This window comes from Dehalobacter sp., from assembly GCA_023667845.1.
Lineage (GTDB): Bacteria > Bacillota > Desulfitobacteriia > Desulfitobacteriales > Syntrophobotulaceae > Dehalobacter.
Map to the genome: position 1 here is coordinate 68,443 of JAMPIU010000053.1, position 17,293 is coordinate 85,735.

The following is a 17,293-nucleotide window of genomic DNA, read 5'->3' on the forward strand; positions in this document are numbered from 1 at the left end:
GAAGAATTTCTTCTTGCAACCAATAACAAAGATAAATCGTGCATCGGGGTGATTTAAATAAAAATAGCAATTACAGGTAAAGGTGGCGTCGGCAAAACAACTTTTGCAGCAATTCTAAGCAGACTGTATGCAGCGGAAGGCTACCGGGTCCTGGCAGTTGATGCCGATCCTGATGCCAATCTGGCTTTGGCCCTTGGTTTTCCTGACGAGATTATTTCCAAGATCGTACCGATCGCCGAGATGAAAGAACTGATTGCCGAAAGAACAAGTACCCCGACCGATTCCTTTAGTAAAATGTTTAAATTGAATCCGCAGGTAGATGATATCCCGGACAAATACTGTACCCGCTATAACGGTGTAAATCTGTTAACGATGGGTACCGTCGAAAGCGGCGGCAGCGGCTGCGTTTGCCCGGAACATGTCCTGTTGAAAAGACTTACTTCTCATTTAGTCCTGCAAAATAAAGATGTTGTCGTTATGGATATGGAAGCCGGGATTGAGCATCTCGGCAGAGGAACAGCCCAGGGTGTGAATGCCTTTATTGTGGTCATTGAGCCCGGAGCCAGAAGCCTCCAGACGTACCACAAGATCAAGAAGCTGGCTTCCGATATCGGCGTATCGAAAATTTATGCCGTGGGCAACAAGATCAAAAACGATGCAGATAAAGGGTATATCCTCGACAATATCGATTTTGAAGCCTGCCTGGGTTTTATCTCTTACAACGCAAACGTCGTCAATTCTGATCGGGCAGACCAGTCTCCTTTCACGGACAATAAGATTGTTGAAGAAGTTAAAGCAATTAAGATTAAGCTCAATGCTTTGATATAGAAAAGAGGCAATTTAGATGGGAAGAACAATTGCGGTAGCCGGTAAAGGCGGAACCGGAAAAACAACCATTACAGGCCTTTTGATCGATTACCTTGTCAAAAATAAGCAAGGACCTGTACTTGCCGTCGATGCTGATGCCAATGCCAATTTGAATGAAGTGCTGGGAGAAACAATCGAAGTTACGCTTGGAGAAATCAGAGAAGAAGTAAACTTAAGAGAAACCATGCGTGATGGCTTCCCCGGAGGAATGACCAAGGCCCAGTACCTTCAGTACCAACTGAATACCGGGATCACCGAAGGAGATGGTTATGACCTCCTCGTCATGGGAAGATCCGAAGGCAAAGGCTGCTACTGTTTTGTTAACGGGATTTTGCGGGAACAGCTTGACAAAGTCTCTGATAAATACAACTATGTTGTGATCGATAATGAAGCCGGCATGGAGCACTTGAGTCGGGGAACGGCAAGAAACATTGATATTCTGATCCTCGTTAGCGACTGCTCGCGCCGCGGCATTCAGGCCGTTGGCCGAATCAACAAGTTGGTTAAAGAATTAGGTCTGAAAGTAGCTCAACAATATTTGATTGTCAATAAAGCCCCAGATGAACAATTAAGCGAGGGGATTACTGAAGAAATATCTTTGCAGGGGTTGGAACTGCTGGGGATCATTGCCCTGGATCCATTGATATATGCGTATGATTCTCAGGGAAAAGCCTTGGTTAATTTGCCTGATGACAGTTTATCAAAACGGGCAATTAAAGATATCTGCCAAATAATTGGTTTATAAGAAGAAGGAGGAGATTCTAGTGGCTTTTAAAACCTCAGTCCAAAAGTATAGTGGAAGCATTTACAACTTGGAATTAGGGACAGGGGAGAACACCTTAGCTCTCGGTGGACAGAATGTGTTTCCGTTTTACAGTTTTGACGGTGACACCGGCAGCGGCGTAAAGATTGGTTTGGAAATACTCGATATTTACCCAGAAAATTGGGCAGATGGTCTTAAGTCCATCTATGGTTCAGCTGCAGAAAATACTGTGGAATGGGCCAAATATGCTGAAGAAAAGTTTGCACCTGATTTCATTTGCTTACGGTTTGAAGGCGCAGATCCGAATGGTCTAAATAAATCCGTTGAAGAATGTGCCACTCTGGCTAAGAAAGTTGCCAATGCTGTTAAACTGCCTCTTGTTATTGCCGGGACACAAAATTATGAGAAAGACCTTAAATTATTTGAGAAAGTAGCCGAAGAGCTGGAAGGTAAAAATATCCTTTTGTTATCCGCTGTTGAAGATAACTATAAGACTGTTGCCGCAGCTGGCGTAACAGCTTATAAACATAAAGTAGCGGCTGAGTCCTCGGTTGACATCAACCTGGCTAAGCAATTAAATATTTTAATCAACCAACTGGAAGTCAAAAACGAAAATATCATAATGAATGTTGGGACCGCACCTGTCGGTTACGGTTTTGAGTATGTCGCTTCGACCATTGACAGAATCAGACTGGCCGCTTTGGGTCAAAATGATAAAACCTTACAGATGCCGATTATTACACCCGTTTCTTTTGATACTTGGAACGTTAAAGAGTCTGCCTCTACAGAGGAAGATTCTCCGGAATGGGGCTGCCAGGAAGAGCGTGGAATTGCTATGGAGGTTTCTACAGCCGCCAGTGTTATTGCCGTCGGCTCCGATGCTGTTGTTCTACGTCATCCGCGTTCAGCAGAGACAATCCGTGCTTTCGTGGATAACCTGAAATAATTAATATTTAAGAATTTTGATACTACTTTTGATTCAAGGAGGAAAATGAAAATGGCAATGTCCGGATTGGATATCTATAAACTGACTCCCAAAACCAACTGTAAAGAATGTGGCTTTCCTACCTGTATGGCTTTTTCGATGAAGGTAGCAGCTGGCGGTGTAGAAATAAGCAAGTGCTCGCACATGAGTGATGATGCGATGGCAAAGCTCTCTGAGTCCACTGCTCCCCTGATGAAGGTCGTGACTTTCGGCAAAGGAGAAACCGAATGTAAACTTGGCGGTGAAATTGTTCTTTTCCGTCACGAGAAAACCTTTGTCAACCGCAACAGATTTGCTGTACTGCTTTCCGATGCGATGTCCCAGGAACAAATCGATGCGAAGATCGCCAATATGAAAAACGTCGACTATGTCCGGATCGGCGAAGAAATGAGAGCTGAAATTGCTGCCCTACAGTATGTTGGCAACAAAGACGCTTATCTCTCTTTAGTCAGTAAAGTTAAAGCTTCCGGTTTAAAAGTAGCCTACATGCTGGTATGCCCCGATGTTTCCGTGCTGAAAGAAACTTTGGAACTGGTCAAAGATGAACTCCCGATCGTATTCGGCGCTGACAGCAACAACTATCAGGAAATGGTTGCTTTGGTCAAGGATCTCAAACTCCCTCTCGGCTTAAAAGCACCCTCACTTGCCGAATTGTATGATCTGGTCGAAAATGTCCAGAAACTTGATTACAAAGAATTACTGCTGGATATCGGCAGCGCTTCTGCACGTGAAGCTTTTACCAACGCTGTACAGATCCGCAGAACAGCTCTAAAAGAGCAAGACAGAACCTTTGGTTATCCTTCCGTAGTCTTTGTCAACGAGCTGGCCAAAGGTGACAAATTTATGGAAGTTGCTCTGGCCTCCCTGTTCACCATGAAATATGGTTCCCTTATTGTTATGGACGATATGGATTACGCCCGCGCTCTCCCGCTCTTCGGTTTAAGACAGAATATCTATACTGACCCGCAGAAACCGATGAGAGTTGAACCGGAATTCTATCCGATCAACAACCCCGGCGACAGCTCACCTGTTTTGATTACGGTTGACTTTGCTCTGACTTACTTCGTTGTTTCCGGTGAAGTGGAGAGATCCAAAGTACCGGCCTGGCTGGGAATCCCTGATGCCGGCGGTTATTCCGTCCTTACAGCATGGGCCGCAGGCAAGTTCAGCGGTTCGGTCATTGCTAAATTCATTAAAGAATCCGGCATTGAAAGTAAAACAAAATGCAGAAAGCTTATTATTCCTGGAAAAGTTGCCGTTCTGAAAGGTGACATCCAGGACAGCCTTCCTGACTGGGAAGTTATCATTGGTCCTGATGAAGCCATGCATCTTCCTAAATTTTTAAGAACGATGGAAGGCATTAACTGAACTGAAAAAGACACGAATTGACCTAAAGTATTAATTTATTAATCTAAAGTGTTCCGTTCTCAATAAAAATTGGAGGTGCTCCTAACATGGACAGATTTTTAGTCATTGGTGAAAGAATCCACTGTATTTCTCCGGTCATTCGGCAGGCTATCGCTGACCGTAATCCTGCCCCAATTTTCCAGAGAGCAAAAGAACAGCTAGATGCCGGTGCTGTTTATCTTGACCTGAATATCGGACCTGCTGAAAGGGACGGCGAAGAAGTCATGGCCTGGGCCGTTCAGCTTCTGCAGAATGAATTTGATAATGTTCCAATTTGTTTAGATACGGCCAATAAAAAAGCCATTGAAGCCGGTATCAGGGTCTACAACCGTTCCAAAGGCAAACCGATTATCAATTCTGCCGATGCCGGTCCGAGACTGGGACTCTTAGAAGTCGCCGCCGCCAACGATGCCATGGCTATTGCCCTGTGTGCTAAAGAAGGTATTCCTTCTGACGTCGAAGAGCGCATCACTTATTGTACCGAAATGCTGGAAAAAGCAATGATGCTTGGTATCGACCCAATGGATCTCTTATTTGACCCGCTGTTCCTAGTCATCAAAGGCATGCAGGAAAAAGCAACGGAAGTCCTTGAGACCATTCGTCAAATTACGGAGATGGGCCTCAGAACCAATGCTGGCTTAAGCAATGTCTCCAATGGCGCTCCGAAACATGTCCGTCCGATCATTGACGCTACTTATTGTGCAATGGCCATGCAATGCGGTCTGACCGCAGCCATTGTTAACCCTTGCGATCAGAGGCTTATGGAGACAATCAAAACCTGCGACATGATTAAAGGCAATATGTTATATGCCGATTCCTACCTGGAGCTATAATTGATAGCCTCGTCTTGCAACGGCCTGGGGGAATTCTACGGAAAGGGGAATATACATGAATTTATATAGCACCATATTTGCAGGCGCCAAGCAGGCTCTCGATACTGCTGCCGAATATGTTGAAAAAGCAATCTCCTTAAAAGGAAGAGAGCATAAAGTTGCTTTTCCGGACACCGCTTACTCCCTGTCCCTTATTTATGCCATTACCGGCAAAAAAATAGGCACCCTGGGAGAACTTGAAGGTGCTTTAGACCTTGTCAGAAGCCTTATTGTGGAAAAAGAGCAGCTTCGAGAAGCAGAGAATGCCGGTATGGCAGCTGCTGTCTCTTCCGAAATTATTGAAGCTTTAAAGTATGTCATGGACGAAAAGCCCTATGAAGCTCCGTGCATGGGTTTTCTGACGGATGCGATTATCCGCGGCTGGGGTGTTGGTCTCGTAATGGACGATATCCCGGGGCAGGCGGTTATCATTGGTGAGTTTCCGGACCCCGAATCAGCCGCCAAAGTCATCAAAGAATACCAAGCTAAAGGGCTTTTAACCTTCCTTGTCGGTAAGGTCATCAATCAGGCCATTGAAGGCGGGGTCAAAGTAGGACTTGAGTTCAGGGTCATGCCTTTAGGTTATAACATGACCTCTGTAATCCACGTCGTTACGGTAACCATCCGCGCTGCCTTAATCTTCGGAGCCTTGACCCCCGGCGACTGGGAAGAATTCAAGCGTTATACCTATAAAAGATTGAAAGCTTTTATCAATGCCGTAGGCCCTTTAAGCAATTACAAAGTTGCTGCAGGCGCAGCAGCGATTAACCTTGGCTTCCCAGTTGTAACCGACCAGGATGTTGCCGAAGTCCCGATGAAGCTTATCACCCAAAAAGATTACGATAAAATGGCTGCAACTTCCCTTGAGATCAGAGGCATTAAGATAAAGATCACAGAAATTCCTATTCCGGTTGCTTTTGCTGCTGCTTTTGAAGGAGAGAGAATCAGAAAAGATGCTATGTTTGTTGAATTCGGCGGCAGCAAAACAGATTCCTGGGAGCTTGTTACGCAAAGAGAAGCCAGTGAGATTGAGGATCATAAGATTGTGCTCATTGGTGACGATATTGACACCGTACAGCAGGTACCCGGAAGAATGCCTCTGGCAGTACTCGTCGAAGTAGCCGGCAAGAGCATGCATTCAGATTTTGAACCGGTTCTGGAAAGAAGAATTCACTATTTTATGAACTATATTGAAGGCATCATGCACGTCGGCCAGAGAGACACCACCTGGATTCGTATCAGCAAGGATGCTTACGAAAAAGGCTTCAGACTACGCCATTTTGGTGAAGTGCTGTATGCCAAGATGCTGGACGAGTTTGGCGCAGTCGTGGATAAATGTCAGATTACAATTATCACTGATGCTGCCAAAGTCAAAGAAGTAAAGGCCCAGCAGGTGGTTTCCAAGTATGCAGCAAGAGACGAACGTATTGCCAGTCTGACTGATGAAAGTGTCGACACTTTTTATACCTGTATTCTCTGCCAGTCCTTTGCCCCTTCCCATGTGTGCATTGTTACACCGGAAAGACTAGGATTATGCGGCGCCGTAAGCTGGCTTGATTCCAAAGCTACTTTTGAGCTCGATCCAACCGGTCCTTGTCAGCCAATTACCAAAGGTCTTGTTGATGATCCCGTCAAAGGTATCTGGCAAGAAGTCAACAAAACCGTGGAACGGCACTCCCAAGGCGCTTTGAGCCAGATCACGCTGTATAGTTTACTGGAAGATCCGATGACTTCCTGCGGCTGCTTTGAATGTATCGCCGGCATAATGCCGGAAGCCAATGGCATTGTCATCGTGAACAGAGAGTTTTCCGGCGTATCTCCGGTAGGTATGACATTCGGCGAACTGGCTTCCATGACAGGCGGCGGCGTTCAGACTCCCGGATTTATGGGACATGGCAGACAGTTTATTTCCTCTAAGAAATTCATCTCAGCTGAGGGCGGTCCCGGACGTATTGTCTGGATGCCGAAAGAACTCAAGGAATTCGTTGCTGACAAACTGAATGCAACTGCGAAAGAAATGTATGGAATTGATAACTTTGTCGATATGATTTGCGATGAAACCATCGCTTCAGAGTCCGAAGCAGTCTTAGAGTATCTAAGTGAAAAAGGCCACCCTGCACTAACAATGGATCCGCTGATGTAGTTTAAGCAGTACTGTTATAGGACTGTCCTATCAGAAGGAGTATGGTGCAACATGTTTAAAGTAAAATTTATGCCTGAAAACACCGTTGTGATTGCCAAATTAGGTGAGACGCTGTTCGATGCGGCCCGCAAAGCTGGTATCTTCCTTGATGCGCCTTGTAATGGACTCGGATCATGCGGCAAATGCAAGCTAAAGGTTCTTAAAGGCAGTGTAAATTTTCGTAAAAGCCATCACATTACTGAATCTGAACTAGCACAGGGTTTTGTTTTAGCATGTAATTCCAAAATTAACGGTGATATCACTGTTGAGGTACCGGCGATCCAAACGTCCGTCTTAAGCGGTATGAAAGTTGAAGATTTGGCTGGAACAAAAGATCAGCATATCATCGACAGCGTTATTAACATGGCTGCCAAGAATCATATTCTGTTTAGCTCTCCAGTTCAAAAGGTCTATATGGAGTTAGACCTGCCAAGCCTTGATGACTGCCTCTCCGACTGGGACAGAATCCAAAGACATCTGCTTAAAAACAGCGCTTATCACAAAGTCGTCTGCCAACTGCCTATCCTCAAAAAAATCCCTCATATTCTAAGGGAAAATGATTTTCAGGCGACCGTAACGTATTTCGCAGAAACCAGCGAGCGAATCAGAGTCATTAATATTGAGCCCGGAGATACATCCGACAAGCTGTATGGGGTAGCTATAGATGTAGGCACTACATCTGTAGCTGCCATTCTGGTCGATCTTCATAACGGACAGATTATTGCCAAATCCTCTGCCGGAAACGCCCAGATCAGATATGGCGCTGATGTGATCAGCAGAATTATCCACTCAACCAAAAAAAATGGCTTACAGGAATTAACCAATGCAATTATCAAAGAAACAATTAATCCTTTGCTTAAGAAAATGAGACAGGAAATTGGTATTTCCAAAGACGCGATCAGCGTGATCGTCGCCTCAGGAAATACAACCATGATGCACCTCATGCTCGGGGTTTATCCGGACTATTTGCGGAAGGATCCCTATATTCCCGCTTTCCTTAGTTCTGAATACCTTAAAGCTGGCGACCTCGGATTAGAGGCTTATGCTGAAAGCATTATCTACATATTGCCTTCAGTATCAAGCTATGTTGGCGGAGACATTACTGCCGGCGTGCTCGCTTCTGGCCTGTGGTCGGAAGATCAAAATATTCTTTTTATGGACTTAGGTACCAATGGTGAAATTGTTTTTGGCAATAAAGACTTCTTGCTCACTTGTGCCTGTTCAGCCGGACCTGCATTTGAAGGCGGAGAAATAAGTTCCGGAATGCGTGCGGCACCAGGCGCGATTGAAAATATCAAGATCGATAGAAAAACTTTTGAACCTACTATAGATACAATTGATAATCAACTGCCGCTCGGCTTATGCGGCTCAGGGATCATCGACGCCATAGCCGAAATGTTCAAGGCAGGGATCATTGACAGCCGGGGCCGTCTGAACCGCCATCTGAAAACCCACCGTATCCGTTCTGATGAATATGGGATCGGCGAATATGTGCTGGCTTTCAGCAGAGAATACCATATCCCCAAAGATATCACGATTACCGAAATTGATCTGGAAAATTTTATTCGGGCCAAAGGTGCTGTCTACTCTGCCGTGGTCGTATTATTAAAAAGCATGGGTATGGATTATTCCGGAATAGACAAAATATATATAGCTGGTGGGATCGGCACGAATATCAATATGAATAACTCAATTACGATTGGGCTTTTCCCGGACCTTCCGGTCGAAAAGTTTGAATATCTCGGCAATAGTTCCTTGTTAGGCAGTTATCTGACTCTGCAAAGCACTGACGCCAGAAAAAAAGCCGAGGATATTGCCTCCCATATGACTTACCTTGAACTCAGTGCCGACAGCTCCTACATGGGAGAATTCATATCTGCCTGTTTCCTTCCCCACACTGAAATTGAAAGATTCCCAACCGTTAAGAACCAGCGAAAAATCGTCTAAATTAATGCTAAGCAACTGGATTGAAGCCCCGTCTGACAGGCATAAAAATAACTGTTAAGAAAGGTGATTTAATATGTGTGAATCTAACGCTTATGTTCTGACTCCTAATGGAGAGAAAATGGTTATGGAAAATGTTGCGAACATGAAGGTTGACTCTGGTAAGATCTTTTTAACAGGTTTATTGGGAGACGAAAAAACAATTAGCGGCATCATTCAGGAAATAAAACTCTTGGAACATAAAATCCTGATCACTGAAAAAGCGTAAAGGAATAGCACGTGCCTGATACACCTATGCACTATGAATATATTCGCGCGAAACTCAAAGACTGTGACCCTGTGGAAATATCCCGGAAATCGGGAGCAACGTATGACAGGCAAAAGCAAGAGTTTCGTGTTTTATTAATGGGCACAACTTATTTTGTCTCCTACCCTTCAGGGGAAATCTGTGATTCTGACGGTGCCAAAATTACAAACTTTCCGGTTCTAACATTAATCCTGCGTTACCTGGTCAACGCCAAGGGTACAGCACCTACCCAAAGGGACATCACCTATCGGGAAGTCTCGGGCGGACAGGTTTACTACCCGAATTTTTACGGCCGTTGTATCATGCGGCTTGCCAGGATGTTCGGCAAGGATTTTCCTGCCTTGGAACGCGGGATGCAAAAGCAGAATGCAGTGAAAACAACGTACGGAGACCTAAGTTATCGTTTTCAGTTTATTAACAATATTTATGTCACCTTTATTCTCTGGAACGGCGATGAGGAATTTCCAGCGGGAGCCAATATTCTTTTTGATGCCAATACACCAGATTACTTTAATGCTGAAGATCATGCTGTTGTCTGCGATATTGCGCTAAGCTTTTTGAAGGAACTTGCGAAGTAAATAGATCATTATAACATGAATCCAAACAAGCTAGACAAGGACGCTTCCTTATATTGAAACTTTTTTGCAGCTCCAAACAGCGATAAGGGAAACAGTCCCAGCGGACTATTTCCCTTATCACCTTGCTAACATCCAAAACGCCTTAGCTTTTCTGAACGTGGTCGCTTCGGCTTATACACCAGATATTTACTTTACCCAGCTCTGGCAAATCTTAACACCTTCGGCTGCATTCGTGGTAAATGCATCTGCACCAATTTGCCTGCAGGCTTCTTCTGTTACAGGGTTTCCGCCAATAATAATTTTGAGGCTGTCACGCACACCAGCAGCCTTCAATTCATCTACCGTCCTTTTCATCGCTTCCAGGGCTAGCGTCAGTACACCGCTCATCCCTACGATATCAGGCTGTACTTCTTTGACTTTTTCAATGAAGGCGCTTGGGCTTTGGTCGATTCCCAAATCAAAGACTTCAAATCCGGCTGCTTCAGACATGCTTCTGAAAATGTTCTTGCCGATATCATGCAAATCACCTTCGACAGTGGCCAGTACGATCTTGCCTACTTTGGCGGATTCGTCGCAGCCGATTACCGGTTTCAGGATATCGATGGACTGGGTTAAGAGCTCACCAGCAAAAATCAAATCGCCTACAAAGTATTCGCCGCTTTCAAACAGTTCGCCTACTTTTGCCATCCCCCGCTGGCAGGCCGTAACGACGGACTGAGCCTCTTCTTCGGTAGGTTTTGATGCAACAAAGTCATTCAGCATCCCCATCAGTTTATCTTCGTCTAGGTCACCTACGGCATTTGTTAACACTTTCAGATCAATCATTTATATTTCCTCCTTAAAATTAATAACGCAAAGCAATTATCAAAAAATTCGCATCCGCTTAATACTAATATCTTGTTTCTAGGACTGAAATAATATCCTCCGGTAACCGAGAGATCTTGCACTCCTCCTGTCTGGTACGTGTTTTTTAATCAAAGACTCCAGTTTCAAAACACATCTTTCCGCTATCGGTGTATAGCTGTATCTACAAGATGGTGAAAAAAATTATTAGCCCTCTCAAAACTTGAACGAGTCTAATCTGATTTAGTATTTGCATTTTTCCTACACACTATATATTTTACCATTAGACCGGGAGTATTCACAATAGAAAAGATGACCATTTTGACAAAAAACCGCCAAAATTTTCAGAATAATGCATCTCTCCGTTCGGTTTGCAGATCACTGAAGATTACTACCTACCTCACACTGAAGCTGATCCATTCTGAACAATCTGCGGGCATTTTCACTGCTCAGACGGGCTGCTTCCCTGATCTCCATTCCTCTGATTGCCGCAATTCTGGCTAGCACTTTACACACATAAGCAGGCTCATTTCGTTTGCCACGATAGGGCTCAGGAGTAAGATACGGACAATCTGTCTCAATTAAGAACCTATCTTCCGGCACTTTCGCCGCGACTTCAGGGGCATGACGGGCATTTTTAAAAGTAAGCGGTCCTGAAAAAGACAAATAAAAACCCATGGCCAAAAGTTCTTTTGCCATTTCCCAGGAGCCTGAATAAGAATGAAAAACGCCGCCTGCCTCAGGAAGATGATTTTTAATAATTTGGAGAACATCCGCGTGTGCATCCCGGTTATGAATGATCACCGGTAAACCGGCTTCATTGGCCAGTTTTAATTGATGAATAAACCACTTGCGCTGGTCATCCCGTGGCGAAATGTCCCTGTAATAATCCAGACCAATTTCTCCCCAGGCAACAACTTTCGGGTTCTTCGCCAATCTGAACAACGTTTCCCAGGTTTTATCCGTACAAGTTTCAACATCGTGCGGATGAATGCCTACTGCTGCATAAATAAACGGGTATTCTTCAGCCAGCCTCACCGAATCCTGACTTGTCTTTTCGGTAGAGCCGACATTTACAATCGTCGTTACACCAGCTGCGGTAGCTCGGGCAATGGTCTCATCCCTGTCCGGGCTAAACTGGCTATCCTCTAAATGCGCATGCGTATCCCAGATCATTTGACCTGAGCCCCTGTCGGAAGATCTTTCTGAACATTAAGCACCTCCAGCTCTCCGTCCTGCGACGCTGCCAGAATCATTCCCTGGGACATGATTCCGCGGAGCTTGGCAGGCTTAAGATTCGCAACCAGAATAACCTTTTTGCCGACAAGTTCTTCGGGGCTGTAATGCTGGGCAATACCAGATACAATCGTTCTACGCTCCCCACCCATTTCTACTTCCAGTTTTAACAGTTTGTCGGCTTTTTCTACTTTTTCTGCCTGCAGCACTTTAACAACCCTAAAATCCATTTTGGCAAACTCTTCAATGCTGATTTCTTCCTTGAGCGGAGCCATCTCCGCCATGTGCTGCGAATTTTCCGGCTGCGAAGGACTGACTTCTAGATTTACTTCTTGTTGATGGTCTGTATTCCCCTGCACCTGCGTGACACACCTTTCTATTTCAGAATTGACCTGCTCAAGATATGCGGAGACATCGATTCTCGGGAAAATAGCTTCTCCCTTTCGGATGGCTGTGCCCGGCTGAATAACATTCCAGCTGTCTGCCTGTTCCCAGTCCTTGAAGAAATCTGTATCTCCCAGGAGGGGTTTGATTTTTCTCGGTACTCCCGGCATAAAGGGGGAGCATAAAATACCTAGGATCCTGATGCACTCCATAAATGTATAAAGCACCGTATCCAGCCTGTCCTGATTATCCTCACTTTTTGCCAGATTCCAGGGAGCTGTCTCATCGACATATTTATTGCACCTGCTGACAAACTGCCAGATGACCTCAAGCGCAGCCGCCGTATCACAGGCCAGCATTTTTTCTTCTGTCCCTTGTTTTACCCTGCTGCTTAAATCTCTGATCTCCCTCTCCAGATCGGTATCTTCTCCGGGTCCTGGGACAATTCCATTCCGGTATTTTACGACCATGGCCAAGGTGCGAGACACAAAATTTCCAAGATCATTCGCCAGATCACTGTTTAATTTTTCGACCAGATCGTCCTCGGAGAAGGTACCGTCCAACCCATACTGTAGTTCTTTTAACAGGAAATACCGAATGGGATCAGCACCATATCTCTGAATCAACTGAAATGAATCCTGAACGTTTCCTCTTGACTTGGATATTTTTCCACCTTCTTTATTTAAGAACCATCCGTGGCCAAAAACCTTCTCGGGCAAAGGAAGATCAAGCGCCATCAAAATAATTGGCCAGATAATGGTATGGAAACGGACAATATCTTTGCCAACAAGATGAACATTGGCCGGCCAGTAAGTTTTGTATTTTTCGCCGTCAGGATAGCCCAGCGCAGAGATATAGTTGATCAGGGCATCGAGCCAGACATAGACCACATGTTTCGGATCAAAAGGGACCTTGATGCCCCACTGGAAGGTCGTACGCGATACACAGAGATCTTCAAGCCCTCCTTCAATAAAGCGGATCATTTCATTTCTTCTCGAAGCAGGCTGAATAAAATCGGGATGGTCCTGAATATATTGCAGCAGTCTGCCACTGTATTTGGACATCCTGAAAAAGTAACTTTCTTCTTTCAGAAGTTCCACATGTCTTCCACAATCCGGATTCGGACATTTTCCGTCAACAAGTTTGTTCTCTGTCCAGAAAGTTTCACAAGGTGTACAGTACCAACCTTCGTATTCAGATTTGTAAATATCGCCCTTTTCATAAAGCCTTGTAAATATTTGCTGTACGACTTTGGCATGCCGTTCTTCTGTTGTTCGAATAAAATCATCATTGGAAATGTCAAGCAGTCTCCAGAATTCCTTAAATTTATCGACGATTCCGTCAACATATGTAAGCGGATCCATCCCGGCATTTTCAGCAGTCCGTACAATTTTTTGCGCATTCTCATCCGTCCCGGTCAAAAAATAGACATCATCGCCCTTCATTCTTCGCAGACGGGCCATCGCATCCGCCGCAATAGTCGTGTACGCAGTCCCGATATGAGGACTGGAATTGGGATAATAAATAGGTGTGGTAATATAATATTTCACAGGAATAGACCTCCTTTTATTTACGGTAGACAATTCGTTATCATCAGCAGTTTCAAGGTTTGCTTTGTTTGCATTTTCTTAATATAAGAAACTTCAGGAAATACTGTCAAGGCCAATGAGATTGTTTCGACAAATTAAATATTATAATTTTGGATATCATGAATATACTATATATTTTTTGTGATAAAAAAGCGTTTTTAAAACTTTTCGCCTATTGACTTTTTCAGGCATGATTGGTAACATTAGGATGATATATGTCGAAACTTGTTGAGAAAGGGGATGAAAATTATGAAATCCACAGGAATTGTGAGAAAAGTTGATGAATTGGGTCGGGTCGTATTACCAATCGAACTTCGCAGAACATTAGGAATTGATGAAAGAGACGCTTTGGAAATATATGTTGACGAAGAAAAAATCATACTTAAAAAGTATGAGCCAGCTTGCGTCTTCTGTGGCAATGCTTCCAATGTTCAAGTATTCCGCGGGAAGAATGTCTGTCGTGAATGTGCCGCGGCAATGGGGGAAGCTGCTGCTTCAGAAAATAAAGCCGGTTGAACATCTGGCTTTCCAGACAGGAGGTAAATAGTTACTTCCTGTTTTTTTTGTCCATTTTGTCACTTCTGATCCAGAAAAGCCTTATAAATCATACTTTTACTCATACCATATTTTTTAGCAACCATTTTCATTGCTTCCTTGCGATCTTTGCCGTCTTTTTCAAATTTTCGGAGGTCCTCCATCCAAAGGGAAGGGTCCCCGGGATCAATGTTTTTTTCTGCAGGTGCCAGAATAATACAGCATTCACCTTTTACTGGTGCAAGCCGGAATTCCTGCAGAAGTTCATTTGCGAGACCCCTGTGTACCGTTTGGTGCAGTTTAGTCAGCTCCCTGGCTACTGCAGTCTGACGGTCCCCAAGAATCTCCAGAATGTCTTCCAGCGTTGCTTTGATCCGGTGAGGTGCCTCATAGAGAATAATGGTGTAAGGAATTTCGGTCATTTTTCTCAGGATTTTTTTGCGCTCTGTTTTTGTTGAAGGCAAAAATCCCAGAAAGAGAAAATTCTCCGCCGGCATTCCCGACAGAACAAGTGCTGTTAAAGCAGCATTGGCGCCAGGCAAAACGTCAACACAGATTTTTTCTTCCTGACAGCGGGCAATAAGTATATGACCGGGATCAGATATCCCGGGCATTCCCGCATCAGAGACCAACGCACCGCTTTTTCCTTCTTTTAAGAAGCGAACAATCTCCTCGGCACGCGATTTTTCATTATGGTCATGGTAACTTAAAAGAGGGGTCTTAATCTGATAATGATCAAGAAGTTTTCTCGAATGCCTCGTATCTTCCGCGGCTATAAAATCGACTGCTTTCAGTGTTTCGAGCACCCGAAGCGTAATATCTCCTAAATTGCCGATTGGGGTGGCACAGACATACAAAATCCCTGTTTGCGGCATGATATCCTCCGGTCGTCAGTCTTTACGAAGAAAAGCATTGCAGAAAAGGCAGCTTCCTTCAACGGGTTCGCCGAAATAAATATGGCAGACATGAAAACCTTCCTGATAGAGCTTTTCGAGATTTTCCTGTGCTTCCTTTTGGATTTTGGCTGCATTTTTCTGTACCCTGACCGTATCTGCCTCTGAGACGGCACAAAGCTGCCTTTTTAGTTTGACGTTTTCTTCTTCCAGATACTCAACATATTGTCTAAGGCTTTTTACTTCACTTAAAAGCGTTGAGATATTTTCTTCAACTTCCGTAATTGCCTGATATAGCTGGCCCAACTCTATTCCTCCGCTTCTTCGGCAACAAGTTTGCGCAATTCTTCTTGGCTCTCCTTATCATATACCTCAGAGAAAATTCGATTCTCTTTGGGTCCCTTATTTAATGTGTTGTGGCATTCATAGCAGCTATTCTCATATTTAAGACAGCACATCAGCCTTCCGCAGATGCCGGAAATTTTTGTCGGGTTAAGCGAAAGATTCTGATCTTTGGCCATCCGGATCGATACCGGTTCGAAATCTCCCAGGAAAGAGCTGCAGCACAGTTCCCTGCCACAGGAACCGAGTCCTCCGAGCATCTTCGCCTCATCCCGCACCCCGATCTGTCGAAGTTCTATGCGGGTACGGAATACGGAGGCCAGATCTTTCACCAGTTCCCTGAAATCCACCCGGCCTTCGGCTGTAAAAGAAAAAATAATCTTATTGCCATCAAAAGTATATTCTACATCAATCAGTTTCATCGGAAGCTGATGGGCATGAATTTTTCTGAGGCATATCTGAAAAGCCTCTTTTTCTTTCTTCTCATTGTTTTGATAGATTTCCTCATCTTCGGGTGTTGCTAAGCGCAGCACCTCTTTGAGCGGCGATACCACTTCCTCTTCGGAAATCTCTTTTAATGAAATGACCGCTTTACCGTATTCCATTCCCCGTACCGTCTCCACAATAACACCGTCGTTCGGCTTTATATCGAGGCTGCCGGGAAGAAAATAATAGATCTTGCCGGCTTTTTTGAAACGAATACCAACAACTTTAGCCAATATCGGTTCCTCCCAATTTCAAATGTTTTAGGGCCAGTACTTCCAGCGCCAGCCTGTGATTAACCTGTCTGCGGACGGCTTCTGTCATTTGTGTAATTTCTTTAAGAACCTGAGGTGACTGCTGCCCTTTAATCACCATTTCTTTCAGGACAACAGCCAGGACCTGCAGAAGAAGCTGGCCTTCTTCTCTTTCCATCGGAAAAAGCGCAAACATTTTCAGGAAATCTTTTTTTTCGATGGCCTCCAGATAGTTTCCCGACAGGCTCTTGATCCGGCTTAGACCAACCTCCTGGATTTTCCTTGCCAGATCTGGATCTCCGCCGCTAAGCCGGAAAGCATCCGTCTCCTCCAGCCAATCGCTTTCTGCCGGTGAAGAGAAATAGACTTCCTGAGCACGGCTCCTTAAGGTATTAATAATTCCCTCGGCATTTCCTGCACTTAAGACAATTAACGTATGATCTGGTGGCTCCTCGGCCAATTTAAGCAACGCATTCGCAGCAGGGAGCGTAAGCTTGTCTGCCTGGTCAACCAAACATATCCGGAATTTCCCTTCATAGGTCTTACGATATAGTTTCCCCTGAATCTGAATAATCTGTTCGATGCCAATCGATGTCTTTTGCGGCCTGATCATATGAAAATCAGGGTGATTGCCGGATAACATTTTTCTACAATCCGGACACTCCCTGCAGGGTTTGTTTTCTTTTCTACAGTTTAACATGAGAGCAAGATCTCGAACAGCCCTTTCTCTTTCGATCATCCCGCTACCGTGAAATAAGAGAAAATGGGCCAGTTTTCCTTCAAGCGCTGCTTTTGTTAATAATGTATAATTGATCCCCATGATCCTATCC

General features: G+C 44.6%; 17 protein-coding genes. 10 read left to right on the top strand and 7 right to left on the bottom strand.

Going from position 1 to position 17,293, the window contains the following annotated elements; all coding sequences use genetic code 11:
• The first annotated feature begins 57 nt into the window (after positions 1-57).
• The 9 genes from NC238_03910 (at position 58) to NC238_03950 (ending at position 9,905) form a co-directional block, all read left to right on the top strand.
• The gene (locus NC238_03910) at positions 58-828 is read left to right on the top strand and encodes a carbon monoxide dehydrogenase accessory protein CooC (protein MCM1565103.1); all 771 of its coding nucleotides are present in this window, start codon (positions 58-60) and stop codon (positions 826-828) included.
• A 16-nt stretch (positions 829-844) separates the two neighbouring features.
• Positions 845-1,612: an AAA family ATPase gene (locus NC238_03915; protein MCM1565104.1), complete on the top strand. Its 768-nt coding sequence runs from the start codon at positions 845-847 to the stop codon at positions 1,610-1,612.
• A gap of 19 nt (positions 1,613-1,631) precedes the next feature.
• Complete coding sequence (gene acsD / locus NC238_03920; GenBank protein ID MCM1565105.1) at positions 1,632-2,576, top strand: acetyl-CoA decarbonylase/synthase complex subunit delta; 945 nt, start codon at positions 1,632-1,634, stop codon at positions 2,574-2,576.
• Positions 2,577-2,627: 51 nt separating this feature from the next.
• The gene (acsC, locus tag NC238_03925; protein MCM1565106.1) at positions 2,628-3,983 is read left to right on the top strand and encodes an acetyl-CoA decarbonylase/synthase complex subunit gamma; all 1,356 of its coding nucleotides are present in this window, start codon (positions 2,628-2,630) and stop codon (positions 3,981-3,983) included.
• Between the two features lie 86 nt (positions 3,984-4,069).
• Complete coding sequence (acsE, locus tag NC238_03930) at positions 4,070-4,855, top strand: carbon monoxide dehydrogenase/acetyl-CoA synthase methytransferase subunit (GenBank protein MCM1565107.1); 786 nt, start codon at positions 4,070-4,072, stop codon at positions 4,853-4,855.
• Between the two features lie 55 nt (positions 4,856-4,910).
• On the top strand, positions 4,911-7,037 hold the full coding sequence (gene acsB, locus NC238_03935) for an acetyl-CoA decarbonylase/synthase complex subunit alpha/beta (GenBank protein MCM1565108.1): 2,127 nt from the start codon (positions 4,911-4,913) through the stop codon (positions 7,035-7,037).
• Positions 7,038-7,088: 51 nt separating this feature from the next.
• Positions 7,089-9,023 (top strand): corrinoid activation/regeneration protein AcsV, encoded by a 1,935-nt coding sequence (gene acsV, locus NC238_03940; protein MCM1565109.1) that lies wholly within the window; start codon positions 7,089-7,091, stop codon positions 9,021-9,023.
• Positions 9,024-9,096: 73 nt separating this feature from the next.
• The gene (locus NC238_03945; GenBank protein MCM1565110.1) at positions 9,097-9,288 is read left to right on the top strand and encodes a CooT family nickel-binding protein; all 192 of its coding nucleotides are present in this window, start codon (positions 9,097-9,099) and stop codon (positions 9,286-9,288) included.
• Positions 9,289-9,299: 11 nt separating this feature from the next.
• A complete protein-coding gene (locus NC238_03950) occupies positions 9,300-9,905 on the top strand; it encodes a DUF3786 domain-containing protein (GenBank protein ID MCM1565111.1) in 606 nt (201 codons plus the stop codon).
• Between the two features lie 186 nt (positions 9,906-10,091).
• On the opposite strand, the gene NC238_03955 is transcribed toward NC238_03950, so the two are convergent.
• From NC238_03955 to metG, 3 genes are all read right to left on the bottom strand, one after another.
• Complete coding sequence (locus NC238_03955; protein ID MCM1565112.1) at positions 10,092-10,730, bottom strand: cobalamin-dependent protein; 639 nt, start codon at positions 10,728-10,730, stop codon at positions 10,092-10,094.
• 396 nt (positions 10,731-11,126) lie between these two features.
• The gene (locus tag NC238_03960; protein MCM1565113.1) at positions 11,127-11,924 is read right to left on the bottom strand and encodes a TatD family hydrolase; all 798 of its coding nucleotides are present in this window, start codon (positions 11,922-11,924) and stop codon (positions 11,127-11,129) included.
• Positions 11,921-13,918, bottom strand: coding sequence for a methionine--tRNA ligase (gene metG / locus NC238_03965; protein MCM1565114.1), 1,998 nt, complete (start codon positions 13,916-13,918; stop codon positions 11,921-11,923). The genes NC238_03960 and metG overlap by 4 nt, the downstream gene beginning before the upstream one ends.
• 288 nt (positions 13,919-14,206) lie before the next feature.
• Here metG and NC238_03970 point away from each other — a divergent pair, with 288 nt between their 5' ends.
• Entirely contained in the window at positions 14,207-14,473 is a 267-nt protein-coding gene (locus NC238_03970) for an AbrB/MazE/SpoVT family DNA-binding domain-containing protein (GenBank protein MCM1565115.1), read from the top strand.
• 59 nt (positions 14,474-14,532) lie between these two features.
• Here NC238_03970 and rsmI read toward each other — a convergent pair whose 3' ends face one another.
• From rsmI to NC238_03990, 4 genes are read right to left on the bottom strand one after another with little or no spacing between them, the layout of a single operon-like run.
• The gene (gene rsmI, locus NC238_03975; GenBank protein MCM1565116.1) at positions 14,533-15,366 is read right to left on the bottom strand and encodes a 16S rRNA (cytidine(1402)-2'-O)-methyltransferase; all 834 of its coding nucleotides are present in this window, start codon (positions 15,364-15,366) and stop codon (positions 14,533-14,535) included.
• 15 nt (positions 15,367-15,381) lie between these two features.
• Positions 15,382-15,690, bottom strand: coding sequence for an initiation control protein YabA (locus tag NC238_03980; protein MCM1565117.1), 309 nt, complete (start codon positions 15,688-15,690; stop codon positions 15,382-15,384).
• Between the two features lie 2 nt (positions 15,691-15,692).
• Positions 15,693-16,445: a stage 0 sporulation family protein gene (locus NC238_03985; GenBank protein MCM1565118.1), complete on the bottom strand. Its 753-nt coding sequence runs from the start codon at positions 16,443-16,445 to the stop codon at positions 15,693-15,695.
• Positions 16,438-17,283 (bottom strand): DNA polymerase III subunit delta', encoded by an 846-nt coding sequence (locus NC238_03990; GenBank protein ID MCM1565119.1) that lies wholly within the window; start codon positions 17,281-17,283, stop codon positions 16,438-16,440. The genes NC238_03985 and NC238_03990 overlap by 8 nt, the downstream gene beginning before the upstream one ends.
• Between the last annotated feature and the right edge of the window lie 10 nt (positions 17,284-17,293).